Origin of the sequence: Flavobacterium sp. N502540 (assembly GCF_025947365.1) — a bacterium.
Classification (GTDB): Bacteria; Bacteroidota; Bacteroidia; order Flavobacteriales; family Flavobacteriaceae; genus Flavobacterium.
On sequence record NZ_CP110012.1, the window covers coordinates 194,870 to 218,979 of the forward strand.

The following is a 24,110-nucleotide window of genomic DNA, read 5'->3' on the forward strand; positions in this document are numbered from 1 at the left end:
TAAGGAACATTCAAATCAAATAAAAAACAAAATATTAACTATGAAACGCACAATTAAAAAAGTCGCTGTAATTGGATCCGGAATTATGGGTTCGGGAATAGCTTGCCATTTTGCCAATATTGGTGTTGAAGTTTTACTGCTTGACATCGTACCACGCGAGTTGACAGAAGCTGAAGCTAAAAAAGGATTAACGCTTGAAAGTAAAGCTGTTCGCAACCGAGTAGTAAATGAGCATCTGGCGAATTCATTAAAATCAAAACCATCTCCTATTTACAGTCAAAAATTCGCAAACCGAATTACCACTGGAAATACGACTGATGATATGGCAAAAATTGCCAATGTTGATTGGATTATTGAAGTAGTTGTGGAGCGTCTGGATATTAAAAAACTGGTATTCGAACAAATCGAGCAATTCCGTAAACCGGGAACTTTGGTTACTTCTAATACTTCCGGTATTCCAATTCACTTCATGAGTGAAGGAAGAAGCGAAGATTTCCAACAACACTTCTGCGGAACTCACTTTTTTAACCCTGCGCGTTACTTAAAGTTATTTGAAATTATTCCTGGTCCAAAAACTTCAACTGAAGTATTGGATTTCTTAAACGAATACGGATCTAAATTCTTAGGAAAAACTTCGGTTGTTGCTAAAGATACTCCGGCGTTTATTGGAAACAGAATTGGTATTTACGGAATCCAAAGTTTATTCCACTTAGTAAAAGAAATGGGATTAACGATCGAAGAAGTGGATAAATTGACCGGACCAGTAATTGGCCGTCCAAAATCGGCTACTTTCCGTACGGTTGACGTGGTTGGATTGGATACTTTGGTACACGTTGCTAACGGTATTTACGAAAACTGCCCAATAGACGAACAACACGAATTGTTTAAACTTCCGGATTTCATCAACAAAATGATGGAAAATAATTGGTTAGGAAGTAAAACTGGGCAAGGTTTCTACAAAAAAGTAGACAAAGATATTCTTTCTTTAGACTTAGATACCTTAGAATACCGTACTGCCAAAAAAGCAAATTTTGCTACACTTGAACTAACAAAAACTATCGATAAACCAATCAATCGTTTTAAAGTTTTAGTAAAAGGAACTGACAAAGCGGGAGAATTCTACCGTAAGAGTTTCGCCGGAATGTTTGCTTACGTTTCCAACAGAATTCCTGAAATCTCAGACGAATTATACAAAATTGACGATGCCATGAAAGCTGGTTTTGGATGGGAAAATGGTCCATTCGAAATCTGGGATGCTATTGGTGTTGCAAAAGGAATTGAAATCATGAAAGCCGAAGGTTTAGCGCCTGCTGCCTGGGTTACTGAAATGTTAGCTTCCGGAAGTGATAGTTTCTATTCTGTAAAAGAAGGAGCAACTTTCTTCTATAATATTCCAACAAAATCACAAACTAAAGTTCCTGGACAAGATTCATTCATTATCCTGAACAACATTCGTGAAAGCAAAAAAGTTTGGAGCAATAGTGGCGCTATTATCGAAGATTTAGGAGACGGAATCTTAAACTTAGAATTCCAGTCTAAAATGAATACTATTGGTGGCGATGTACTTCAGGCTATCAATAAAGCGATCGATTTATCTGAAAAAGAATACCAAGGTTTAGTGATTGGAAATCAGGCAGCGAATTTCTCTGTTGGAGCTAATATCGGAATGATTTTCATGATGGCAGTGGAGCAAGAATACGATGAATTGAACATGGCGATCAAATTGTTCCAGGACACGATGATGCGCGTTCGTTATTCTTCGATTCCGGTTATTGTAGCGCCTCACGGAATGACTTTTGGCGGTGGATGCGAAATGAGCTTACATGCTGATAAAGTGGTTGCTGCTGCTGAAACTTACATGGGATTAGTGGAATTTGGTGTTGGTGTACTTCCTGGTGGTGGTGGATCTAAAGAAATGGCTTTAAGAGCTTCTGATTTATTCCGTAAAAATGACGTTGAATTAAACGTTCTTCAGGAATATTTCCTGACTATCGCTATGGCTAAAGTTTCGACTTCTGGTTATGAAGCTTTTGATACCGGACTTTTGCAACACGGAAAAGATATTATCGTAGTCAACAAAGACCGTCAGATTGCAGAAGCTAAAAAACATGCTTTGTTAATGGCTGAAGCAGGTTATACGCAACCTATCAGAAGAACGGATGTAAAAGTATTAGGAAAACAGGCTCTTGGAATGTTCTTAGTAGGAACTGACCAAATGCAAGCTGGAAAATACATTTCTGAGCACGATAGAAAAATCGCAAACAAACTGGCTTACGTAATGGCTGGTGGTGATTTATCTGAAGCTACTTTAGTATCTGAACAATATTTATTAGATATCGAACGTGAAGCTTTCTTGAGTTTATGTACGGAAAGAAAAACTCTGGAGCGTATTCAATATATGTTAACTAAAGGAAAACCGCTTAGAAATTAGAAAATAGAACAGAGAGAATAGAATATAGATTTCAGACTTGGTAAAGTCTATTTTCTATACTCTATCTTCTATAATCTTAAAAAATAGAATAAAGAAAAAAGAATAAAGATTTTGAGACAAAGTAACAGTCTATTTTCTATGATCTATTTTCTATAATCTTAAAAACACAAAAACAAATGAAAACAGCATATATAGTAAAAGCATATAGAACCGCAGTTGGAAAAGCTCCAAAAGGGGTTTTCAGATTCAAAAGACCTGATGAATTAGCGGCTGAAACCATTCAGTTTATGATGGATGAACTGCCTGATTTTGACAAAAAGCGCATCGATGACGTTATGGTAGGAAATGCCATGCCGGAAGCAGAGCAAGGTCTTAACGTTGGACGCTTGATCTCGTTAATGGGATTAAAAGTAGAAGACGTTCCCGGAGTTACAGTAAACCGTTATTGTGCATCCGGATTAGAAACTATCGGAATGGCAACTGCTAAAATTCAATCCGGAATGGCAGATTGTATCATCGCTGGTGGTGCAGAAAGTATGAGTTATATTCCGATGGGAGGTTACAAACCAACTCCGGACTATAAAGTGGCTGCTGCAGGTCATGAGGATTATTACTGGGGAATGGGTTTAACTGCTGAAGCGGTTGCCAATCAATACAAAATCTCCAGAGAAGATCAGGATGAGTTTGCTTACAACTCTCATATGAAAGCGCTGAAAGCACAAGCAGAAGGAAAATTTGACAAACAAATCGTTCCGATTACTGTTGAACAGACTTTCATCAATGAAAATGGTAAAAAAGAAACAAAATCATACGTTGTAAATAAAGACGAAGGTCCAAGAGCAGGAACAACTAAAGAAGCTTTAGCAGGTTTAAGACCCGTTTTCGCAGCAGACGGAAGTGTAACTGCCGGTAACTCGTCTCAAATGAGTGACGGTGCTGCTTTTGTTTTAATCATGAGCGAAGAAATGGTAAAAGAATTAAATCTGGAGCCAATTGCACGTTTGGTAAACTTTGCTTCTTCTGGTGTCGAGCCAAGAATCATGGGTATCGGACCTGTAAAAGCAATTCCGAAAGCCTTGAAACAAGCAGGATTAACATTAAATGATATCGAATTAATCGAGTTGAATGAAGCTTTTGCTTCTCAGGCTTTAGCAGTTACCCGCGAATTAAACATCAACCCGGAAATCGTAAACGTAAACGGTGGAGCCATTTCATTAGGACACCCACTGGGTTGTACAGGAGCTAAACTTTCTGTTCAGTTATTCGACGAAATGAAACGCAGAGGTAATAAATACGGAATCGTAAGTATGTGTGTAGGTACCGGACAAGGTTCTGCAGGGATTTACGAGGTGTTGTAAAAAGAAAATAGAATAAAGAGAATAGATGTTTTTTTTAGAGTAAAGAGAAAAGAACAAAGATTATAAAAAGTAATAAAAAACTTACCTTTTACTTATGGTTTCTTATCTTGGCTCGAAAAACATGAGGCATAATTACAAGAACTTGAAGATTTGGCAACTCGGAATTACAATCGCTAATGAAATTTCAGATATATTAATAGAGTTTCCGAAACACGAAAGATACGATTTGAGTTCTCAGATTAGCAGATGTTCAGTTTCTATGCCTAGTAATATTGCTGAAGGTTCTTCAAGAACTGATAAATCTTTCAGTCATTTTTTAGACATTTCTCTCGGTTCTTCATTTGAATTAATTACACAACTATTAATTGCAACACATAGAAAGTATATAAACGAAAAACAATTTAACCAATTAGAAATTAAAATAGAAGAATTTCAAAGAATGACAATGAGTTTTCAAAACGGACTGAAGTAAAAGTCTATGTTCTTTACTCTATATTCTATTTTCTTTCATAAAAAACAAAAGCAATGGCAGATACTATCGAAAAAAACGTGACTCGTGGTGGTCAGTTTTTAGTTAAAGAAACAAAATGCGAAGATATCTTCACACCGGAAGATTTTTCGGAAGAGCAATTAATGATGCGTGACTCTGTAAAAGAGTTCGTAGACAAAGAATTATGGGCACATAAAGATCGTTTCGAGAAGAAAGATTACGCTTATACAGAATCTTCTATGCGCAAAGCAGGTGAGCTTGGACTTCTTGGAGTTGCTGTTCCGGAAGAATATGGTGGATTAGGAATGGGATTTGTTTCTACAATGTTGGTTTGTGACTACATTTCAGGAGCAACGGGATCTTTCTCTACAGCTTTTGGTGCACATACCGGAATTGGAACTATGCCAATTACGCTTTATGGTACTGAAGAACAAAAGAAAAAATACGTTCCTAAATTGGCTTCAGGTGAATGGTTTGGAGCTTATTGCTTAACAGAGCCGGGAGCAGGATCTGATGCTAACTCAGGAAAAACGAAAGCAGTTTTATCTGAAGATGGGAAATACTACTCGATCACAGGACAAAAAATGTGGATTTCGAATGCAGGTTTCTGCAGCGTTTTCATCGTTTTTGCCCGTATTGGAGAGGATAAAAACATTACTGGTTTCATCGTAGAAAATGATCCGTCAAACGGAATTTCTATGAATGAAGAAGAGCATAAATTAGGAATCCGTGCTTCTTCTACACGTCAGGTTTTCTTCAACGATACAAAAGTTCCTGTTGAAAACATGTTGTCTGAAAGAGGAAACGGTTTCAAAATTGCAATGAACGCTTTAAACGTAGGTCGTATTAAACTAGCGGCTGCTTGTTTAGATGCTCAACGTAGAGTTACTACTGGAGCTGTAAAATATGCTAACGAAAGAATTCAGTTTAATACTCCAATTTCAAGCTTCGGTGCTATCCGTTCTAAACTGGCTGAAATGGCAACTAATGCCTACGCAGGAGAAAGTGCTTCTTACCGTGCTGCAAAAGATATCGAAGACAGAATCGCTGCCCGTGAAGCAGAAGGAACTTCTCATCAGGAAGCTGAATTGAAAGGTGTTGAAGAATACGCTATCGAATGCTCTATCCTTAAAGTAGCTGTTTCTGAAGATGTTCAAAGCTGTTCGGATGAAGGAATTCAGATTTTTGGTGGAATGGGATTCTCTGAAGACACTCCAATGGAAAGTGCCTGGAGAGATGCTCGTATCGCACGTATCTACGAAGGAACAAATGAAATTAACAGAATGCTTTCAGTGGGTATGTTGATCAAAAAGGCTATGAAAGGTCATGTTGATTTGTTAGGACCAGCTATGAAAGTTCAGGAAGAATTAATGGGAATTCCATCTTTTGATACTCCAGATTTCTCTGAATTATTTGCAGAAGAAAAAGGAATCATCGCTAACCTGAAAAAAGTTTTCTTAATGGTTGCCGGAAGCGCTGTTCAAAAATACGGCCCGGATTTAGATTCTCACCAACAGTTATTGATGGCAGCTTCTAACATCTTAATCGAGATCTACATGGCTGAAAGTACTATTTTAAGAACTGAAAAATTAGCCAAAAAAGAAGGTGAAGCTAAAGTACAAGAGCAAATTGCAATGGCAAAATTATACTTGTACAAAGCGGTAGATATCGTTAACCTAAATGGTAAAGAAGGAATCATTTCTTTTGCAGAAGGTGACGAACAACGTATGATGTTAATGGGACTTAAACGTTTCACAAAATACACAAACAATCCAAATGTGGTAGCCCTAAGAGAGGTTATTACTTCTAAATTAGTTGCAGAAAACGAATACTGCTTCTAATACAAAAATAGTTTTTAGCTTTTAATTTGTTTAAACCCGCACTAATCCGAAACAGTGCGGGTTTATTTATTTATTTTTTTAACTAAATCGAAGGAATGAGCTTTCGCAATATTTTTGCAACGATTTGCAAAATATTCGTTAAAATTAACTCTTAGACACTTACAGAATAGTTAAATATCGATAGTATTACTTTATATTTAGCATTCTAAAAACTTTAAAAAACATAAAATGAAACAAATTAACCTGTTTGCCCTGATTCTATTGTGCAACTTTACCACAAGTACATTTGGGCAAAAAAGCAAAAAAATGGACATCATAGCCTATTATACAGGTGATGACAAGCTAATTAACGAATACGAGGTAAGTAAACTAAACCAAATCATCTTTAGTTTTTGCCATTTAAAAGAGGGGAAACTAAGCGTTGATTCTGCAAAAGATTCTACCACGATTAAACATTTGGTTTCGCTAAAAGCATCCAATCCACAATTAAAAATTATTCTTTCACTTGGTGGCTGGGGAGGTTGTGAGCCTTGTTCTGCTGCATTTTCTACAGCCGAGGGAAGACTTACTTTTGCCAAATCGGTAAAAGAAGTAAGCAATTATTTTAAAGTAGACGGTTTAGATTTAGATTGGGAATATCCGGCAATTGAGGGACTGCCGGGACATTTGTTTCAACCGGCTGACAAGCCAAATTTCACCGAACTAATCAAAATTTTACGTTCAACCCTAGGCAAAAAATACGAATTGAGCTTTGCTGCCGGAGGTTTTCAAAAATTTCTGGACGAATCCATTGACTGGAAAACGGTTATGCCTTTGGTAAATCGTGTGAACATTATGAGTTATGATTTAGTGAACGGATACTCAAAAGTTACCGGACACCATACACCTTTATACAGCACTAATCCAAAAGAAGAATCTACAGACAGAGCAGTTGAATATTTATTGAAACTAGGAATTCCTGCTGAAAAACTAGTTATAGGAGGTGCTTTCTATACCAGAACCTGGAAAAATGTAGAAAACATCAACAATGGTTTGTATCAGGCAGGTGAGCATATTCAGGGAGTTTCTTTTAAAGATTATAGCACTTTTTACACAGAAGCCAATGGATGGAAATACTTTTGGGATGAAAAAGCCAAAGCACCACACTGGTACAATGAAAAAGAAAAGACATTTGCCACAGGAGACAATCTGGCCTCTATAAAAGCAAAAGCAGAATACGTTAAGGCTAAAAACTTAGGCGGAATCATGTTTTGGGAATTGCCTCTGGATGCAACTCGCAACGGAATGGTCAATACAATTTACGACGTTAAAACCGCTAAATAAAAAACTTTACATCATAAAAAAAACGGCAGCTGTTCAAAAAATAGCTGCCGTTTTGCTTATCGTAAAAATTTAAAACTAAATTCTAACTTTACTCTTATCCAGTTCGCCTATAAAAGGAATTGTCTCCAGAATTTCAGCTCTGATTATCGTCTGCAAATACACTTCTAACTGAATGAACTTCGCAGCATTGATAGCACCTATGACTTTTTTTGCCTGCGTATAGGTTTTCGAATATAATTTTTCATATCCTATATGGTTTCTTAAAGTTCCCTTTGCCAGTTCATCGGCTTTTTCATCGGTAAGTGTTGCATAATTCACCGCATAATCGTTAATCAATTGAAATTTCGTTTGTCCAAGACCTTTGCGATCCGCTTCATAACTATCATACACTTTTGCAAATGCAGCAGCCTGACTATCCGATAAATTCATATACTCTTTTACGAGATCACCTTTTGATTTTCCGTAAATGCTTTGTAAAACATCCACATCTTCTTTAAATGATGATTGAGCATAAGACGAAAATGAAGCAATGCTCATGATAAGAATAAGGCTTATTTTTTTCATAGTTCTGGTTTTAAATTAGTTTTTATAAATTCACCCATTACAAAAAATACTTCCAAGGTTCTAAAAAAGAAAGATTACTTATTCTCCGCCGCTTTTTGACGCTCTAATTACACCATCATAAGAAATGGGCGCCCTATTGTTACTATTGACTGAAAGCGTTGTACTTCCGTTATTGAAAATAGTGAAAAGCAAATTATATACATCATCTTTTCCCCTAACGGTAGTTCTTAAAATGTAACTTTTCTTTTTCTTTTCGACTTTAATATCTTCCGGTGTTCCTTCAAACTTTATTCCGCCGTCTCCCCCATACGCAATGTTGAATGCACGACCAAAAAAAGGCAAATCACAAATGATTTTATCGCTGCTAAATCTTAAAAAATAAGTATTATAATTCAGAATAATGAGCCTTCCTCCCTGCGGATTTAATTTCTGCGCCTCAAAATCGAACTTTTTAGAATCAATCAATGCTTCCGTTTCTTTCTGTTGCTGTAAATCTCTTTCTGCTCTTAGCTCCTTCTTCGTCTTTTCCTGCGCAAAAACGGAAACATTCAAAAAACAGCACAGCAACAATAAAATGGATAATTTAGTCTTCATAAAGTGTAAATTTTAGATTAGAAATCAAGAGTACTATTTTCTGGTAAATCGCATCAATGCAATGTCTCCTGAGATAAAATTCAGCGTTTTTCCTTCATCTGTAATATCATAGGACGTAATTTTAGGCAAAGTACTCATAAAAAGACGTTCTCCTTCCTGTGCTTGTGGACACATCTTTTTGGTTACAGCCATTGGACCTGTCAGATCGATTTTATGACCCGTTACCACAAGTGCTCCGTTGAAAGAATTACATCCGTTATTTCCGGATACTCTTTTTTCAGTCAGATTAAAATTAATGGTTGGCTTATTATTGGGATACAAAGCGTCAAAATCAACACTTGAACCGGAGATGTAATTAAGGTCCCAGCTTCTTTCAAGTTTAGAAGCACCGTCCCCTTTTGCTACTTTAGAGCAATTACAGGAAGTTAGAACAATTCCTAAAAAAACGAAAGATAAAATACTCTTGATCATAATATTTAAGATTAAGTTAAAAAATAAAACCCTTGATTTTCAAGTAAATAAACTCATAATTACACGAATTTACGTAATATTTTTTGGTTCATCAGCTAAAGTTGGCTTAAATTCCGATCAATAGTTTTAGTTTTTTTTAACGATCGGTACCAATCCATGTCAGTATTTTATGTTAATTTTACTTAAACTATAATAAAAAGCCTCTTCTATGAAAAAAATAATCGTTTCCTTCGCCATAATTACAGCTTTAATCATTGGCTGTAAAACCAATACAAAATCAAATGATGCCAAAACCCTAACAGTAGCTTTAGAGCCAAAAAGCAAAAGTACAGTAGCAGGAACAGCCACTTTTACCGAGAGAAAAGGAAAAGTCACTTTTGCTGCAAAAATAACGGGTTTACAGCCGGGAGTACATGCAATTCACATTCATGAAAAGGCAGATTGTAGTGCTGCAGACGGAAGTTCGGCCGGAGGACACTGGAATCCAACTTTTAAAAAACACGGAAAATGGGGTGTTGCCGAATACCACAAAGGAGATATCGGAAACTTTACCGCTGATGCAAATGGTAACGGGAATATAACACTAACTACTGATGAATGGTGCATTGGCTGCGGAGATGAAAGTAAAGATATTCTAGGAAAAGGATTAATTGTTCATCAGGGATCTGATGATTTCACAACACAGCCTACAGGAAATGCGGGCGGAAGAGTTGCCTGTGCCGGAATCATTAAATAAAAAACATAAAACAGTAATAACCACTACATTTTCACAAAATCTAGTGGTTATTTCATTTTAAATTTACACTAAAACAAGAAAAAGATATAGCTTTGCAGCTATAAATTATAAAGTTAATGATTAACCCATCGGCACCAGGCTGGATAGATAAGTTTTTTAGCGAACAAAAGTTTTCAGAAGCTATTCCTTTTGAGACTGCTGAGTCGTTTTACCATAAAGTCAGAGAAACCGGTTTTATTTACGGTCACATCATCGCTATAGATTCTCAGATTCCTATTCCTATAAAAGGCTGGTTCAAAACCGAAATCTCCAAAGTAGCTTTATTGAATACTTTGTATGGTGTTTTTTGTTTGGAAAAAAGAAGCTCAGAGCCTAATAATTTTATTTCTGAAGTTTTAAAATTCTATAAGGAAATGAGCCCGGAAGGTTTTAATATATTTAAAATTCTGCTTCCAAAGGACACTCCTTCTCTTTCTTTAGAAAACATTATAGATCAGCGCGTTCAGACAAATGATAGTATTATCAGTAAGAACTTTTCGCATTTAGTAACCAATGCGCTTTTATTTATTGATGTTCTGGCTTTCAGACAATATTTAGAGCATGGGACTATTCCTGAAAAATACTTAAAACGAATCGAAGAAACCGTTATGGGCATTGTGGCTCTGGCTTTAAAAACCAAAACCATAAAATCTCAGCACGACGATTTACTGATAAAACTTTTCGAAGCCTCTATCCGTTATTCTAAATTTTCGAAAGTTACCGTTGACACTTTAGAAACTTTACAACTGGACTATTACAACCATAAACTGGAACATTATTATTTGATTGATATGGCCGGAATGGCTTTGTGGAGCGATGGTGTTGTCGAAAATGAAGAAGCCTACTTTTTATACTCTTTAGGATCGATGATGGGAATTTCTGATGATTTCGTAACCAAAAGCATCGAAACGACCAACACGTTTATCACTACTCACAAAAAGAAGATTCCTTATTTCAACTATTCCAATCCTGTAAAACATTTTTACGACCAAATGACCCACAGTGTGGTAAAACTGATTGTAAGAAACAAAAACCGATTAGTTAAGGAAATCATTCAAAGCAAAGAGTTAATGGTTCTGCTGGCTTATTCAACCACCAGAGATCTGGATGCTAAAGAAAAGAAAAAGGTAAAAAAACAACTTTTAGACATCTGTAAAACGATTCCCTCGCTCACCATATTTTTACTGCCCGGAGGAAGTTTATTACTACCGATTCTTATCAAATTTATTCCAACTTTACTCCCGTCTGCCTTTAATGAAAACCTGGACGAAAACGAATAAAAAAAATCGCCCCTTTGAGGCGATTTTCTTTTTTATATTATAGATCTAACTGATAAACTTCATCAAGCTCCTCATTTGAAGCAATATTCACATTTAAATCGGTTACAAAACCGGAATTTAAACCGTAAACCCATCCGTGAAGCATCAAGTCCTGTCCGTTTTTCCAGGCTCCCTGAACGATAGATGTTTTAGCTAAATTGTAAACCTGCTCTTTTGCATTGATTTCAACAAAAGTATTGAAACGTTCTGTTTCATCTTCAATTGAATTTAGATACTTATCGTGTAGACGGTATTCATCTTTAATGTGACGAATCCAGTTGTCGATAATTCCAACAGACTGATTACCCATAGCAGCTTTAACACCACCACAGCCGTAATGTCCGCAAACAATAACGTGTTTTACTTTCAAAACATTTACTGCATAATCTAAAACACTCAACATATTCATATCAGAGTGTACTACCATATTAGCAATATTACGGTGTACAAAAACCTCACCCGGTTTAGCTCCAATAATTTCATTTGCCGGAACACGGCTATCTGAACATCCAATCCACAACAACGGCGGTGTCTGCCCTTTTGCAAGATCCGCAAAATAATTAGGATCTAATGCTAATGACTTTTCAACCCACTGTCTGTTGTTTTCAAGTAACTGCTTATAAAACTCTCTCATTTTTTTGTTTTTTGTATGGTAATTCCGTTTGCTTAAATCTACTAAAAAAACTTCTCGTAAAGTTATCTAATTTTTAGTACTTCTCACCCTCCGGAAATACCTTAATTAATATAATTTATTTATAAATTTTCTTTTACGTTTTCTTTTTGAACTAAAGTTCTTTTGGCAACATCATAATAATGCTCTATCGTAACATGATTATTAATCTCCGGTGAATTCTCAAGTTCATATGCTTTCTTGAATCCTTTAAGTTTTACTTTAATATTTTCATCAATTGCTCTTGTTTCTTTAAACTCGCGAATCAAATCTAAAACATCATGGGCAATATACTCCGTATCTGCAGCATTGATAATTACTTTAGAGTTTTCCGGAATTTCACTTAAAGTCGACTTAATCGCAGCCTTATTCAAAAATGAAACTTCCTGTGCTAAATCGATATGGATGACATCACCATCTTCATATTCTTCTTTTTTGAAACTGTAAGCTCTTTTCAGATTTCCTCTCAATACAAAAATAATACTGATCACAATTCCTAAAGCAACTCCTTTAAGTAAATCTGTTGCTACAACAAATACTAAAGTGGCAATAAACGGTATAAACTGATATTTCCCTTTTTCCCAGAAATGTTTAAAAGTGGCAGGTTTCGCCAATTTATACCCTACTAAAATTAAAACCGTTGCCAAAGTTGCCAATGGTATTTTGTTCAATAATGCCGGAATTGACAAAACACTAATTAGCAAAAGTACACCATGAATGATGGCTGACATTTTTGATTTTGCTCCTGCATTATTATTTGCAGATGACCTTACCACAACGGATGTCATCGGCAAACCTCCCAAAAGCGAACTTACTACATTACCAATTCCCTGCGCTCTAAGCTCAACATTGGTATCGGTATAACGTTTTTGAACATCCATTCTGTCAGATGCCTCTATACACAACAGCGTCTCAATAGAAGCAACTATTGCAATTGTAATTGCTACCACCCAAACTTGTGGGTTTGTAACCGCAGCAAAATTTGGCAGAATTATGATTGATTTAAACTCATCAAAAGATTTTGGAACCGGCAAAGAAACTAAATGCTCATTTGCAATTGCCAGTGAACTTCCTGTTGAAGTAAAAAACTCGTTTAAAATTATTCCGGTAATAACTGCAACAAGTGCTCCCGGAATTAATTTCAATCTTTTTAAGAAGGGTACTTTCTCCCACGAAATTAAAATCACCAAAGAAACAAGTGAAACCACCACCGCTCCTAAATGTATGTGATTTAAAACATCGAATAGAAAAGAAAAAGAGTTGCTTCCGTCATTTTGAATAAATGCCTGATCTCCTTCAAAATCGGCATCGTAACCAAAAGCATGGGGTAATTGTTTCAGAATAATAATAATTCCGATACCGGCCAACATCCCTTCAATAACGTTGGTAGGAAAATAATTGGAGATACTTCCGGCCTTTAAAAATCCTAATGCTAATTGAATTAATCCAGCAATAAAAACAGACATCAAAAACACATCGAAAGCACCTAAATCTGTAATAGCGGTTAAAATGATAGCGGTCAGTCCGGCCGCTGGTCCGGAGACACTAATATGAGACTGGCTTAAGTAACCTACCACAATACCTCCAACAACACCTGCGATAATTCCCGAAAACAAAGGTGCTCCCGAAGCCATTGCAATACCTAAACACAATGGAAGAGCCACCAAGAAAACCACTAAACCTGAAGCAAAATCAGATTTAAGGTTGGCAAAAAGATTGATTTTTTTTGTCATAGCACAATACTAAAAAAATTATTCATTAAAGACTTACTGCAATTATCAAAATGCAGTTCAATTCAAAATAATCGGAAGTATTATGCCAAATTAGGAGGTGGAGCAAAAATGCTCGGAGAAATATTGTCTAATTTTACAATATTTTCAGACACAATGGTCTTTTTTTCAATATAAACTGGCATAACAACTTCATGTTGAAGTATTGCCGGATAAACAGCAGCCTTAAGTTCTTTATGTGAATGTTCCTCTTCAGAAAAACTGAAAAATATCGACGTATCGTTGCTTTTCTTCATTACCGTCACAATAGTTGGAGTAGATAAGAAAGCAATAAAGATGAATAATAATATACGAGCGACTAATTTCATTGGAACAAAAATAGTGTTAAACAGCTAAAATCAAAGCGAGAGGCCAAAAAATTTAAACAAATTTAACAATCATAAAAAACAGAATGGTCAAACCCGACCATTCTGCTATAGTAATCACTTTAGAAACAACAAATTACAGCTCTTCTTCAAGCCATGCATTCATCATCCAAATTGTTTTTTCCTGCTCTGCAATGAAGTCACTCATCATCGAATTTGTCCCTTCATCGTTAATTTCATCCGATTGTTTTAAAATTCCTCTTTCGATTTTCAATAAATCCGTTAAAGAGCTCACAATTAAGTGAACAGCTTTTTCATCATTTGAAATATTTTTTCCGACAGTTAATTTGTTATTTTTAATATAATCTTCAAAAGTATGTAAAGGAGTTCCGCCGATAGTTAAAACCCTTTCTGCAATCAAATCAATTTTCAACTGGGAATCTGTGTACAATTCTTCAAACTTTACATGCAAATCAAAAAAACGTTTCCCACGAATATTCCAATGCAACCCCCTTAAATTCTGGTAATATACCTGGAAATTTGACAACAGAACATTTAATTCTTTTACTAACAATTCTGACTCCTTTACCGGTAAACCTAAAATATTTGTTTTCATAGTTCTCATTTTATAATGTGATTACTACAAATTTAAAATAAGTTCTCCGAAAATAATATAAAAAAAAATTATATTTCCTTATTTTTGCATCAAAAATTACTATCAAGATGACTATAACTCAATTGCAATATGTATTAGCCGTTGCCGAGCATAAAAATTTCACCCTTGCTGCCGAAAAATGTTTCGTTACCCAGCCTACACTGAGTATGCAGATTCAAAAGATCGAGGAAGAACTTAGCATTCAAATTTTTGACAGAAGCAAAAAACCCATTCAACTTACAGATATTGGTCAGAAAATCGTAAACCAGGCCAAGAATATTGTAAATGAAGCTGATCGTATTAAGGATATTGTAGAGCAGCAGAAAGGTTTTATTGGAGGAGAATTCCGTCTGGGAATTATCCCAACCATTATGCCAACGCTTTTACCAATGTTTCTAAACAATTTCATCAAAAAATACCCAAAAGTAAAACTCCTAATCGAAGAGCTTAATACAGACGAAATAATCCTGAAGTTAAAAAATGGTCATTTGGATGCTGCTATTGCTGCAACTCCGCTTGAAGACGAAAAAATAAAAGAAATCGTATTGTATTTTGAACCTTTTGTGGCTTACATACCGGAACATCATGCCAGTTTTCAAAAAGAAGAAATTGAAGTTGCGGACTTAAACATTAACGAGATTCTGCTTCTTCAGGACGGGCACTGTTTTAGAGACGGAATTTTAAATTTGTGTAAAAATGCCAGCGACCTGGATCAGAATAATTTTCAGATACAAAGCGGAAGCTTCGAGACCCTGATAAAATTAGCCGACGAAGGTTTGGGTACAACGCTACTTCCGTACTTGCACACCTTAGACTTAAAAGATTCCGACAAACAAAAACTGCGTAACTTTAAGGAACCTAAACCTGCTCGTGAGGTAAGTTTGATTTACCCGAAGAGCGAATTAAAAATGCAGATCATTGATGCCCTAAGATCCACAATTGCAGGAGTTGTTAAAGGAGCAATTGTTTTTCAGAACGTTCAGATCATCAGTCCGCTACAACAAAAGAAGTAAAAATAAAAAAGGAGCCAATTTGGCTCCTTTTCTTTTATACTTTAATTAGTAGTAGACTTTGCTTTAACTCTGGTTTTTCAATAATGAAATTTAATAACCATTCTTGTAATTGTTCCATTTCGTACGGTAACAGTGTTTTGATAGCTTTTTCTAATTCTTTGCAGAAAAGTATCGGGTCGAAACTCACTCTCTCAAGTATTGATTTCGTGTAATCAAACATCATTTTTGACATAATAAAATAAGATTTTTTGGGGTTATCTATATTTTTAAACTCGCAACAAATTTAAACAAATATCATTCATAAGTACTGATTTTAACTTATTTTTTTAAAAACTTTAGCAACGAATACGATTTCTTAATAAACATAAATCAATATAGAATCATTCTAAACAACTCATTTAAACCTTTTTAAAGGCTCTAAACATTTCTCTTTTTCCGGGAGGTCCTGCCAATTTTTCAACCGTAAAACCAACCTCTATCATACTTCTTTTAACAACTCCGCGAGCGGCATACGTTACTAAAACTCCATTTGGCTTTAAACTTTGGTACATTTTTCGAAAAATTTCAGTACTCCACAGCTCCGGCTGCACCCGATATCCAAAGGCATCAAAGTAAATCAAATCAAAAATTTCAAAATCATCAATTTCATCAAAAAATTGTTTCCTTTTGGTTAACATGAAATCGGCACTGATAACCTCTTTCTGATTCCACTCACATTCGTGCATTTTTTCGAAAACAGCCTTATAATTGTCAGCCTCCAATTCAGCAACATAATTCATTTCAAGTACCTCTTTCGCATCCACCGGATAAGCTTCTACTCCAACATAATCAATCTGCTGCTGTTTTTGGCCGGATTCCAGAAAAGTAATAAACGCATTCAAACCTGTTCCGAAACCTATTTCAAGAATACTTACCGGAGCAGCATCAAACAGCGAAAGACCGTTTTTGATAAATACATGTTTAGCTTCCTGAATCGCTCCGTGTTTGGAATGGTAAGACTCATTCCATTCCTGCAAATGAATTGTTGTTGAACCATCTAGCGTTTTAATTATTTCTCTTTTCACCTTATTTCGGAATTAGCAATCTTTTTCTATTGTTATATGAGGTATTTTAAGTGCCAAATTTAGTCAAAACAAATGCGTAAAGCCTTAAAAAACGGTTCGTTTTTCATAAATTCTTTATAAAAATGTCTTAATTTTTTCACTTTATTATAAGATATATAAATCTCAATTAAAGGGCGCAAATAATGCAGTTTTACTAAGCAAATTATATATTTTTACTTAATTTTGCATTAAGAAAAATCTATCAATCACCAAATCATAGCTTTAGATTTTCTTTATTATTAATGCTAATTACATAAAAAAAAAACTTTACATATTAATTATGAGTACAACTCAAACCAACAAAATTGAAATCAGAAAAGCAACTTCGTCAAAAATAAGCGGAGTAGACTTTCAAAATTTAAGCTTTGGTTCTGTTTTTACAGACCATTTATTCGAGTGTGATTTTAAAAATGGAGAATGGCAAAACCCTGTCATTAAGCCTTATGCTCCAATTTTAATGGATCCTTCTTCAAAAGTCTTCCACTACGGACAAGCTATTTTTGAAGGGATGAAAGCTTATAAAGATGACAATAATGATGTTTGGTTGTTCAGACCGGATGAAAACTTCAAACGTTTTAACAATTCAGCAGTTCGTATGGCTATGCCGGAAGTTCCTGAAGCTGTTTTTATGGACGGTTTGAATGAATTATTAAAAATTGATCAGGAATGGATTCAAAAAGGAAACGGAAGCAGTATGTACATCCGTCCTTTTATGATTGCAACCGGTGCCGGTGTTGTAGCAAATCCTTCTGACGAATATAAATTCATGATTCTACTTTCTCCTGCACAGTCTTATTACGGAGGTGAAGTGAAAGTAATTATCGCTGAACATTACAGTAGAGCGGCAAACGGAGGAATTGGAGCTGCCAAAGCTGCCGGAAACTACGCTGCACAATTTTACCCAACCAATCTGGCCAACAAAGATGGTTTCCAACAGGTAATCTGGACAGATGATGCCACACACACTAAACTGGAAGAAGCGGGAACTATGAACGTTTTCTTCAGAATCAATGATACTTTATTAACAGCTCCAACAAGTGAGAGAATCTTAGACGGTATTACCAGAAAAAGTTTGATCGCTATCGCAGAAAAAGAAGGACTTAAAGTTGAAGTTCGTCCTGTTATTGTATCAGAATTGGTAGAAGCGGCTAAAAACGGATCTTTGAAAGAAATCTTCGGAGCAGGAACTGCTGCTGTAGTAAGTGTAATTAAAGGCTTCTCTTATCAGGATGTATATTACGAAATGGCACCTCTTGAGAATTCTTACGCTTCTTTATTAAAAGAAAAACTAACAAGTCTTCAAAACAAACTTTCTGAAGACACTTTTGGCTGGACTGTAAAAGTACAGTAAGCAAAAGACACCTCTATACAAAACAAGCCCGACAGGTTTTAAAAAACTGTTGGGCTTGTTATTTTAAAGCAATTTTGAAAAATCCGGCTTAAAATAATTTGGTCCTTTCATTACTTTTCCGTCTTCTCTGTAAATTGGCTTACCGTCTTCTCCTAATTTACTCATATTACTGCGTTGAATCTCATCAAAAACTGCTTCGATTTTGTCCTGCAAACCGTGCTCAATAATAGTTCCGCATAAAATATACATCATATCTCCCAAAGCATCAGCAATTTCAACTAAATCGTTATTCTGAACCGCCTCCAGATATTCTTCGTTTTCCTCTTTCATTAAATTATAACGAAGCAGCTTCTTTGTCTCTCCCAAATCAGCAATCGGTTCAAGGCTATGTCCTATTTTAAAAGCAGTATGAAACTCAGTCACCGCATCAAGTTGTTTCTTCATGATATTATTTTGATTAAATGAAATGGCAAATTAGCAACAATTCGTGTACAATTCTCTAAATTTGCCAAAAATTATTTTCAACTATGTTTAGTCAAGGACAATTAATATTCGGACTCTGTTTTTTTATTGCATTCGTAATCGTAATGATATTCGCTTATCGAAAAGATCTTGCCTTACACAAGGTTTTTTACAAAGGCAATTATAAAGTACTACTCGTATTTTTACTTTTTATTGCCATTTTATTTGTAATTAAATTTTTCTTCAAACGATAAGACCGAAAAGAAAGTTTTCGATTTCAAATAAAACCTTTTTCAGTACATTTTATTTGATTTTCTCTTCCGATAATGGTATAAAATGTACTTTTACCAAAGTGTTATTAGTGCGACTAGTAATAAATTTATAACTTTACGACTCCAAATAAACCACTACAATGAAGATTCTTAAATATTTATTCCTACTACTATTATTAAGCCTTGTTGCCCTTACCGTTTTTGTTGCCACACAAAAAGGAATCTTTTCTGTGGAAAGAAGCAAAGTGATCAATTCACCAAAAGCTACGGTATACAATTACCTTAATGATTTTAGAAATTATGAAGATTTTGAATCCTGGTCTGTTGAAGATCCTACGATGAAGATGACCTTTCCTAACAAAACAGTCGGAAATGGAGCTTCTTTTTATTGGACTGGATCTGAAGGAAATGGAAACGCAATCACTCTAAAAACAAAAGACGGAGAAAGCATACAGCAAAAAATGAAGTATGACGGAACCGAAGCCGATGTAAACTGGACTTTTAAAGATACGTTGGCCGGAAAAACAAAAGTAACCTGGAAAGCATCCGGAACGATGAGTTTTTTGTTTAAAGTTTACGCCGCTCTAAACGGAGGCTCGGACAAAGTAATTGGAACTATCTACGAAAAAAGTCTTGCCAATATTGACAAAAACTTAGATTACGAAACAAAAACATACGCTATAAAAGTTAACGGATTAGTAAGAAAGACTGAAACTCCTTATATCAGACAAACCTTTACGAGTGAAATTGGAAAAGTTGGCAAAAATGCCAAAATCGTTATTCCAAAACTGATCGAATTCAGTAAAAACAATGGGTTAGCCACGAATGGAAAACCATTTATTATTTACCATACTTACGACATTACAACAGGACTGGCAAAAATCTCAATCTGTTTGCCTACGAGCCGAGAAATCGTAACTACTTCCGGAAGCGATATTTCAGGAGGAAAACTAAACGGATTTGAAGCGGTAAAAACCACTTTAAAAGGTGATTATTCGCATCTTAACGAAGCATTTAAAAAAACAACTGCTTTTATCAACAACGAAAAAATCACTCCTGATTTAAGCTGGTCACATCTTGAAATCCTAACCATGAGCAAACTGGATGTAAAAAGTCCGTCTAAGTTAATGACTGAAATTTACTACCCAATAAAACCAAAAGTAGTTCCGGTAGCTAAAGTTCCTGTTTACAGACCAGCCACTACCGATCCGGCAGTAGCAAAACCTGTAGAAACACCTAAAAAGCCGGCAGAAGAAGAGCAGTCAGAATTCTAAAATAATTTGGTTCATTAAACCTTTTGTTCAAAATTCATTCTAACACCATAAATAACAGAATTTGGCAGACGAGAAGGAATTTATTCAACAATTATTAAATCCTGCAACGCAAAATACCGCGTTTCAAAAGCTCGTATCTGATTATCAAAAACCGCTGTATTCTCATATTCGAAACATTGTACTGAATCACGACGATACAGATGATGTTTTACAGAATACTTTTGTAAAAGTCTTTCAGTATTTAAAAAATTTTAAGGGAGAAAGCAAGCTTTTTTCCTGGATGTATCGAATTGCAACCAACGAAGCTTTGACCTTTTTAAGTCAAAAAGCAAAACTGAACGGAATAACTTCTGAAGCACTACAAAATAAAGCCATCGACAATTTAAAAGCCGATGTTTATTTTGAAGGAGACGAAATTCAGATCAAACTTCAAAAAGCGATTGTAACCTTACCGGAAAAACAGCAATTGGTTTTTAAAATGAAATATTTTGAAGAATTAAAATACGAAGAAATCGCTGAAATTCTGGGAACCTCAGTCGGGGCTTTGAAAGCATCCTATCATCACGCAGTAAAAAAAATTGAAATATATGTTACCTCAAATTAAACCTTTTGTAACAACAACTGTCTTATAGCTACTATGAAAACATTTAATTTAGAAAACGAACCGAAAATAAAAACCGGATTTAAAACTCCGGAGAATTATTTTGATGCTTTTTCAACAAAGGTTTTACAGCAAATAAACGAAGAAAAAGAAGTAAAAGTAATACCGCTTTACAAGCGTAAAAAAACACTTTCGCTTGTGGCAGCCGCAGTTGTTTTTGCAGCTTTACTGATTCCTGTGATCAACCATTACAACACATCCAAAGATCTTGACGAAGACACTCTGGAAACGTATTTATCCTATCAATCCAACTTAAATCAATACGATTTGATTCGTGAACTGGACGCAAAAGACATTGATAAACTTGGTAAAAATGTTGCTCTTGAACAGGAAACTCTTGAAGACATCTTAGCTACCAACCCTAATATTGAAAATTTAATTTCAGAATAAAACTAAAATTTCAAAAGATGAAAATTAAAAATATACTTCCGATACTTCTATTCTTTATTACATTCTCCTTTTATGCACAGAATGACAAAACAGACGAAAAGCGGGAAAAGATCAAAGCTTATAAAGTTTCTTTTTTAACAACAGAATTGGAACTCACCTCCACAGAAGCCGAGAAATTCTGGCCCATTTACAATACATACGATGACAAACAATATGAATTGCGTCACGAAAAAATGAAAATGTATTTGCGTAAACTGGATGACGACAACATTAGTACCATGTCTGAAAAAGAAGCAGCTTCACTCCTGTCACAAATGGAAAGCGCAGACAAAGAATTATATACACTAAGAGACAAATACAATAGCAATTTAAAAAAGATCCTTTCTGCAAAGAAAATCTTAAAGCTTAAAAAATCAGAAGACGACTTTAACCGCAAACTATTAAAACAATATCGCGATAAAGCCGGAAAAAACTAGAATAGTTAAAAGCAACAACAGCGAAAACCCCATATAATCACTTGCTTTATTATTTGGGGTTTTTATTATTTAAACCTAATTCTGATTACTTTATTATGGCCTGCTGCAATTGCAGTATTTCTATTCAAAAAACGAATGGTAAACAATTTTGTATCCGTTGATAATTGCGTCCAGTTCTCTCCTCCATTTTGCGAATACTGGATTCCTTCAGAACCTACACAAATAATTTCTTTACCATTTCCTCCCGGAACGTATTGCACACATGAAGCATATCCAAATCCCATCCCCTGACCAATTAGCTGCCAGGTTTTTCCTCCGTCAGTAGTAAAGGCTTTATTATCCTTTTTTTGTTCCGGAAATTCGTAATCACCACCAGCGATAAATCCGTGTTTTGAATCGTAAAAATCGGCTGTAAAAATACCAGTCATTGTTTTTCCCTGCACAATTGGTGTTTCAACTGCCTTCCAGGTTCTTCCTTTGTCCGGTGAATAAAAAACACGCGCCTTTTTTCCTCCTGAAACCAGCCAGGTATCATTTCCTTTTATTACTATATTCGAATTACTGGCTGCAAAAGCTGCCTCACCCTCTGCATTGGTTGGTAATTTATCCGACAAAATTTTGGTCCAGGTTTCACCGCCGTCACGTGTCACGATAATAGAAAAAGTATCTTCTGTAGGATCACCAATCGCAATTCCTTCTTTATCATTCCAAAACTGCATACTATCGTAAAACACCTTCGAATTTACTTCTTTGTAAACTAATTTTACTTTCTGAGTTTTTTTAGACACCTGATAAAGCAATGCAGGATTTCCCACACTCAACAAAAAAATATTGTTTGAATTCTGAGCAATACTTCTAAATTCTAAATTCAATGTATCACGATAAATATGATCTTCAAACTTTTCTTTTTTATCCAAATCATAAAACCCAAAACGGGAGTTATCAGCTCCATACCAAATTTTATTTTTATCGATTGAGATGGCTCTGATACTAATTTTATCCTGAAATAAAGTATCTATCTGAATTGATGTAAAACCCGTGTTAAAAATCCCTTTACCATTATTATTCAAGGTTTTAAAAGACATTAACAAAATTAAAGCACCAAAAAAGAATATTACTTTTCTCATAAAACTATTTTTTTTGCGCTAAAATACAATTATTTATAACACTTGAAATAAGTTTCGCTTTTTTTTCTGGCACAGTAATTGAATACCTCAAAATATTAATCATAATACGATTTAAAAATGAAAACGAAACTACTTTTTATAGCCCTCCTGGCAATAGGTTTGAGTTCTGTACCCGTACAAAGCCAAACTACTGTTTACGCAAAAAATTCAGATATAAGCGATAACTTAGATTTAAGAGCTGTTGCCTCTATTTTTGGAGAATCAGCTAATCTGCAAGATTTTGAGAGACGCTTGAACGACTCTAAATATCAAATTTCCAATCTTGATTTAAACGATGATAATCAGGTCGATTATTTACGCGTAATCGAATCTGTAGAAAACAGAACTCACGTTGTAATTATTCAGGCGGTTTTAGATCGTGATGTTTATCAGGACATTGCTACAATTGATGTAGAAAGAGACAACTACAACAGGGTGAATGTACAGATCGTAGGGAACAGCTACCTGTATGGTGCCAACTACATTTACGAGCCTGTTTACAATGTAGTTCCGGTAATTTACACTTCGTTTTGGGTAACCAATTACAGACCTTATTACTCTAGCTGGAGTTGGAATTACTATCCAAGATATTACTATGCCTGGAGACCTTACCCAATTTACAGATACAGAAACAACATCAACCTATGTATTAATGTGAACAATAGTTACAACTATGTAAATACAAGAAGAAGTTACAGAGCTCCCGTTATCTATGAAACAAGACGTACGTACGGTTACGAAACCAGACGTCCTGATTATAGTTTTGCGCAAAGAAATTCGAATGTTACTAACAGATATGATTTAGATCAAAGACGTGTTACCACCAGAGATTACGGAAGAAATCAAAATACATACACGACAAACAGATCCAATTCGGATAGAGTATCTACTACAGACAACAGAACCTCAACCAGAAATTATGGAGAGAACAGAACAACATCTGACAGAAACTATACTACAAACAGAACCTCTTCTAACAACAGAGACAATTCAGGTATAAGCACAAATCCTGTAAGAGTTGAAAATACCGGCAGAAGAGACTACGGTCAAAACAATTCGAATGTTTCCAGAGGAAATTCGCAAAGCTATGGAAATACAGAAAGGGTCGCGACTCCTCAAAGAAATGAGTCTTCCAGAAGTTATTCAGAAAACAGAGGAAATTCAGAGAGACAGAGTTCGCAAAACACACAACGTTACGAATCTCCAAGAGCAAGTCAGGAATCCAGAGGCAGTGAACCACAAAGAGAGAGCGGTTCTAACGGAAGAAGTTACGGTGGTAGACGAATTTAATACCAAATTTCCAATCTCATATAAAATGAAAGGCACAATTTAACGATTGTGCTTTTTTTTATCTTT

The 24,110-nt window shown here is 35.3% G+C and carries 25 protein-coding genes; 14 read left to right on the forward strand and 11 right to left on the reverse strand.

Features of this window, described 5'->3' with window-relative positions:
* The first annotated feature begins 40 nt into the window (after window positions 1-40).
* From OLM58_RS00855 to OLM58_RS00875, 5 genes are all read left to right on the forward strand, one after another.
* Complete coding sequence (locus OLM58_RS00855; protein ID WP_264530816.1) at window positions 41-2,431, forward strand: 3-hydroxyacyl-CoA dehydrogenase/enoyl-CoA hydratase family protein; 2,391 nt, start codon at window positions 41-43, stop codon at window positions 2,429-2,431.
* A 176-nt stretch (window positions 2,432-2,607) separates the two neighbouring features.
* Complete coding sequence (locus OLM58_RS00860) at window positions 2,608-3,789, forward strand: thiolase family protein (protein ID WP_017496103.1); 1,182 nt, start codon at window positions 2,608-2,610, stop codon at window positions 3,787-3,789.
* 94 nt (window positions 3,790-3,883) lie between these two features.
* Entirely contained in the window at window positions 3,884-4,261 is a 378-nt protein-coding gene (locus OLM58_RS00865) for a four helix bundle protein (protein ID WP_319802359.1), read from the forward strand.
* Window positions 4,262-4,314: 53 nt separating this feature from the next.
* Window positions 4,315-6,120: an acyl-CoA dehydrogenase family protein gene (locus tag OLM58_RS00870; RefSeq protein ID WP_089078084.1), complete on the forward strand. Its 1,806-nt coding sequence runs from the start codon at window positions 4,315-4,317 to the stop codon at window positions 6,118-6,120.
* A 228-nt stretch (window positions 6,121-6,348) separates the two neighbouring features.
* Complete coding sequence (locus tag OLM58_RS00875; protein ID WP_264530817.1) at window positions 6,349-7,443, forward strand: glycoside hydrolase family 18 protein; 1,095 nt, start codon at window positions 6,349-6,351, stop codon at window positions 7,441-7,443.
* A 75-nt stretch (window positions 7,444-7,518) separates the two neighbouring features.
* On the opposite strand, the gene OLM58_RS00880 is transcribed toward OLM58_RS00875, so the two are convergent.
* From OLM58_RS00880 to OLM58_RS00890, 3 genes are all read right to left on the reverse strand, one after another.
* Entirely contained in the window at window positions 7,519-8,007 is a 489-nt protein-coding gene (locus tag OLM58_RS00880) for a hypothetical protein (protein WP_264530818.1), read from the reverse strand.
* Between the two features lie 78 nt (window positions 8,008-8,085).
* On the reverse strand, window positions 8,086-8,601 hold the full coding sequence (locus OLM58_RS00885; RefSeq protein WP_264530819.1) for a DUF4251 domain-containing protein: 516 nt from the start codon (window positions 8,599-8,601) through the stop codon (window positions 8,086-8,088).
* 33 nt (window positions 8,602-8,634) lie between these two features.
* Window positions 8,635-9,072 (reverse strand): META domain-containing protein, encoded by a 438-nt coding sequence (locus OLM58_RS00890; RefSeq protein WP_264530820.1) that lies wholly within the window; start codon window positions 9,070-9,072, stop codon window positions 8,635-8,637.
* 208 nt (window positions 9,073-9,280) lie between these two features.
* On the opposite strand from OLM58_RS00890, the gene OLM58_RS00895 reads away from it, so the two are divergent.
* Window positions 9,281-9,808: a superoxide dismutase family protein gene (locus tag OLM58_RS00895; RefSeq protein WP_264530821.1), complete on the forward strand. Its 528-nt coding sequence runs from the start codon at window positions 9,281-9,283 to the stop codon at window positions 9,806-9,808.
* A 116-nt stretch (window positions 9,809-9,924) separates the two neighbouring features.
* The gene (locus OLM58_RS00900; RefSeq protein WP_264530822.1) at window positions 9,925-11,127 is read left to right on the forward strand and encodes an LETM1-related biofilm-associated protein; all 1,203 of its coding nucleotides are present in this window, start codon (window positions 9,925-9,927) and stop codon (window positions 11,125-11,127) included.
* 37 nt (window positions 11,128-11,164) lie between these two features.
* Here OLM58_RS00900 and can read toward each other — a convergent pair whose 3' ends face one another.
* The 4 genes from can to OLM58_RS00920 form a co-directional block, all read right to left on the reverse strand.
* Window positions 11,165-11,800: a carbonate dehydratase gene (gene can / locus OLM58_RS00905; protein ID WP_264530823.1), complete on the reverse strand. Its 636-nt coding sequence runs from the start codon at window positions 11,798-11,800 to the stop codon at window positions 11,165-11,167.
* Window positions 11,801-11,919: 119 nt separating this feature from the next.
* Window positions 11,920-13,569, reverse strand: a complete 1,650-nt coding sequence (locus OLM58_RS00910) for a SulP family inorganic anion transporter (RefSeq protein ID WP_264530824.1) — start codon at window positions 13,567-13,569, stop codon at window positions 11,920-11,922.
* Between the two features lie 80 nt (window positions 13,570-13,649).
* Window positions 13,650-13,934, reverse strand: a complete 285-nt coding sequence (locus OLM58_RS00915; protein WP_264530825.1) for a hypothetical protein — start codon at window positions 13,932-13,934, stop codon at window positions 13,650-13,652.
* A gap of 133 nt (window positions 13,935-14,067) precedes the next feature.
* Complete coding sequence (locus tag OLM58_RS00920; protein WP_264530826.1) at window positions 14,068-14,547, reverse strand: Dps family protein; 480 nt, start codon at window positions 14,545-14,547, stop codon at window positions 14,068-14,070.
* A gap of 107 nt (window positions 14,548-14,654) precedes the next feature.
* Between OLM58_RS00920 and OLM58_RS00925 the strand changes: the two genes are divergently transcribed.
* Entirely contained in the window at window positions 14,655-15,599 is a 945-nt protein-coding gene (locus OLM58_RS00925; protein WP_070907276.1) for a LysR substrate-binding domain-containing protein, read from the forward strand.
* A gap of 34 nt (window positions 15,600-15,633) precedes the next feature.
* Here OLM58_RS00925 and OLM58_RS00930 read toward each other — a convergent pair whose 3' ends face one another.
* Window positions 15,634-15,831: a hypothetical protein gene (locus tag OLM58_RS00930; RefSeq protein ID WP_017496117.1), complete on the reverse strand. Its 198-nt coding sequence runs from the start codon at window positions 15,829-15,831 to the stop codon at window positions 15,634-15,636.
* 166 nt (window positions 15,832-15,997) lie between these two features.
* Window positions 15,998-16,663 carry a tRNA (5-methylaminomethyl-2-thiouridine)(34)-methyltransferase MnmD gene (gene mnmD, locus OLM58_RS00935; RefSeq protein WP_264530827.1) on the reverse strand — a complete coding sequence of 222 codons (666 nt, stop codon included), beginning with the start codon at window positions 16,661-16,663 and terminating at the stop codon, window positions 15,998-16,000.
* Between the two features lie 319 nt (window positions 16,664-16,982).
* Here mnmD and OLM58_RS00940 point away from each other — a divergent pair, with 319 nt between their 5' ends.
* Complete coding sequence (locus OLM58_RS00940; RefSeq protein ID WP_070907278.1) at window positions 16,983-18,053, forward strand: branched-chain amino acid aminotransferase; 1,071 nt, start codon at window positions 16,983-16,985, stop codon at window positions 18,051-18,053.
* Window positions 18,054-18,116: 63 nt separating this feature from the next.
* Here the strand turns inward: OLM58_RS00940 and OLM58_RS00945 are convergent, their stop codons facing one another.
* Entirely contained in the window at window positions 18,117-18,497 is a 381-nt protein-coding gene (locus OLM58_RS00945) for a nucleoside triphosphate pyrophosphohydrolase family protein (protein WP_017496120.1), read from the reverse strand.
* A 430-nt stretch (window positions 18,498-18,927) separates the two neighbouring features.
* Here OLM58_RS00945 and OLM58_RS00955 point away from each other — a divergent pair, with 430 nt between their 5' ends.
* From OLM58_RS00955 to OLM58_RS00970, 4 genes are all read left to right on the forward strand, one after another.
* A complete protein-coding gene (locus OLM58_RS00955; RefSeq protein ID WP_264530828.1) occupies window positions 18,928-20,061 on the forward strand; it encodes an SRPBCC family protein in 1,134 nt (377 codons plus the stop codon).
* Between the two features lie 61 nt (window positions 20,062-20,122).
* Window positions 20,123-20,665, forward strand: a complete 543-nt coding sequence (locus OLM58_RS00960; protein WP_017496123.1) for an RNA polymerase sigma factor — start codon at window positions 20,123-20,125, stop codon at window positions 20,663-20,665.
* A 33-nt stretch (window positions 20,666-20,698) separates the two neighbouring features.
* Window positions 20,699-21,112, forward strand: coding sequence for a hypothetical protein (locus tag OLM58_RS00965; protein WP_264530829.1), 414 nt, complete (start codon window positions 20,699-20,701; stop codon window positions 21,110-21,112).
* A gap of 17 nt (window positions 21,113-21,129) precedes the next feature.
* The gene (locus OLM58_RS00970) at window positions 21,130-21,588 is read left to right on the forward strand and encodes a hypothetical protein (protein WP_017496125.1); all 459 of its coding nucleotides are present in this window, start codon (window positions 21,130-21,132) and stop codon (window positions 21,586-21,588) included.
* 65 nt (window positions 21,589-21,653) lie between these two features.
* Here OLM58_RS00970 and OLM58_RS00975 read toward each other — a convergent pair whose 3' ends face one another.
* Window positions 21,654-22,715, reverse strand: a complete 1,062-nt coding sequence (locus OLM58_RS00975; RefSeq protein WP_264530830.1) for a VPS10 domain-containing protein — start codon at window positions 22,713-22,715, stop codon at window positions 21,654-21,656.
* A gap of 117 nt (window positions 22,716-22,832) precedes the next feature.
* Here OLM58_RS00975 and OLM58_RS00980 point away from each other — a divergent pair, with 117 nt between their 5' ends.
* Window positions 22,833-24,044, forward strand: coding sequence for a hypothetical protein (locus OLM58_RS00980; protein ID WP_264530831.1), 1,212 nt, complete (start codon window positions 22,833-22,835; stop codon window positions 24,042-24,044).
* Window positions 24,045-24,110: the final 66 nt, after the last annotated feature.

Excerpts from the sequence above, each read along its gene's own strand:
- OLM58_RS00855 (WP_264530816.1), top strand. The coding sequence starts at position 41 with ATGAAACGCACAATTAAAAAAGTCGCTGTAATTGGATCCGGAATTATG.
- OLM58_RS00860 (WP_017496103.1), top strand. The coding sequence starts at position 2,608 with ATGAAAACAGCATATATAGTAAAAGCATATAGAACCGCAGTTGGAAAA.
- OLM58_RS00865 (WP_319802359.1), top strand. The coding sequence starts at position 3,884 with ATGGTTTCTTATCTTGGCTCGAAAAACATGAGGCATAATTACAAGAAC.
- OLM58_RS00870 (WP_089078084.1), top strand. The coding sequence starts at position 4,315 with ATGGCAGATACTATCGAAAAAAACGTGACTCGTGGTGGTCAGTTTTTA.
- OLM58_RS00875 (WP_264530817.1), top strand. The coding sequence starts at position 6,349 with ATGAAACAAATTAACCTGTTTGCCCTGATTCTATTGTGCAACTTTACC.
- OLM58_RS00880 (WP_264530818.1), bottom strand. The coding sequence starts at position 8,007 with ATGAAAAAAATAAGCCTTATTCTTATCATGAGCATTGCTTCATTTTCG.
- OLM58_RS00885 (WP_264530819.1), bottom strand. The coding sequence starts at position 8,601 with ATGAAGACTAAATTATCCATTTTATTGTTGCTGTGCTGTTTTTTGAAT.
- OLM58_RS00890 (WP_264530820.1), bottom strand. The coding sequence starts at position 9,072 with ATGATCAAGAGTATTTTATCTTTCGTTTTTTTAGGAATTGTTCTAACT.
- OLM58_RS00895 (WP_264530821.1), top strand. The coding sequence starts at position 9,281 with ATGAAAAAAATAATCGTTTCCTTCGCCATAATTACAGCTTTAATCATT.
- OLM58_RS00900 (WP_264530822.1), top strand. The coding sequence starts at position 9,925 with ATGATTAACCCATCGGCACCAGGCTGGATAGATAAGTTTTTTAGCGAA.
- can (WP_264530823.1), bottom strand. The coding sequence starts at position 11,800 with ATGAGAGAGTTTTATAAGCAGTTACTTGAAAACAACAGACAGTGGGTT.
- OLM58_RS00910 (WP_264530824.1), bottom strand. The coding sequence starts at position 13,569 with ATGACAAAAAAAATCAATCTTTTTGCCAACCTTAAATCTGATTTTGCT.
- OLM58_RS00915 (WP_264530825.1), bottom strand. The coding sequence starts at position 13,934 with ATGAAATTAGTCGCTCGTATATTATTATTCATCTTTATTGCTTTCTTA.
- OLM58_RS00920 (WP_264530826.1), bottom strand. The coding sequence starts at position 14,547 with ATGAAAACAAATATTTTAGGTTTACCGGTAAAGGAGTCAGAATTGTTA.
- OLM58_RS00925 (WP_070907276.1), top strand. The coding sequence starts at position 14,655 with ATGACTATAACTCAATTGCAATATGTATTAGCCGTTGCCGAGCATAAA.
- OLM58_RS00930 (WP_017496117.1), bottom strand. The coding sequence starts at position 15,831 with ATGTCAAAAATGATGTTTGATTACACGAAATCAATACTTGAGAGAGTG.
- OLM58_RS00940 (WP_070907278.1), top strand. The coding sequence starts at position 16,983 with ATGAGTACAACTCAAACCAACAAAATTGAAATCAGAAAAGCAACTTCG.
- OLM58_RS00945 (WP_017496120.1), bottom strand. The coding sequence starts at position 18,497 with ATGAAGAAACAACTTGATGCGGTGACTGAGTTTCATACTGCTTTTAAA.
- OLM58_RS00955 (WP_264530828.1), top strand. The coding sequence starts at position 18,928 with ATGAAGATTCTTAAATATTTATTCCTACTACTATTATTAAGCCTTGTT.
- OLM58_RS00965 (WP_264530829.1), top strand. The coding sequence starts at position 20,699 with ATGAAAACATTTAATTTAGAAAACGAACCGAAAATAAAAACCGGATTT.
- OLM58_RS00970 (WP_017496125.1), top strand. The coding sequence starts at position 21,130 with ATGAAAATTAAAAATATACTTCCGATACTTCTATTCTTTATTACATTC.
- OLM58_RS00975 (WP_264530830.1), bottom strand. The coding sequence starts at position 22,715 with ATGAGAAAAGTAATATTCTTTTTTGGTGCTTTAATTTTGTTAATGTCT.
- OLM58_RS00980 (WP_264530831.1), top strand. The coding sequence starts at position 22,833 with ATGAAAACGAAACTACTTTTTATAGCCCTCCTGGCAATAGGTTTGAGT.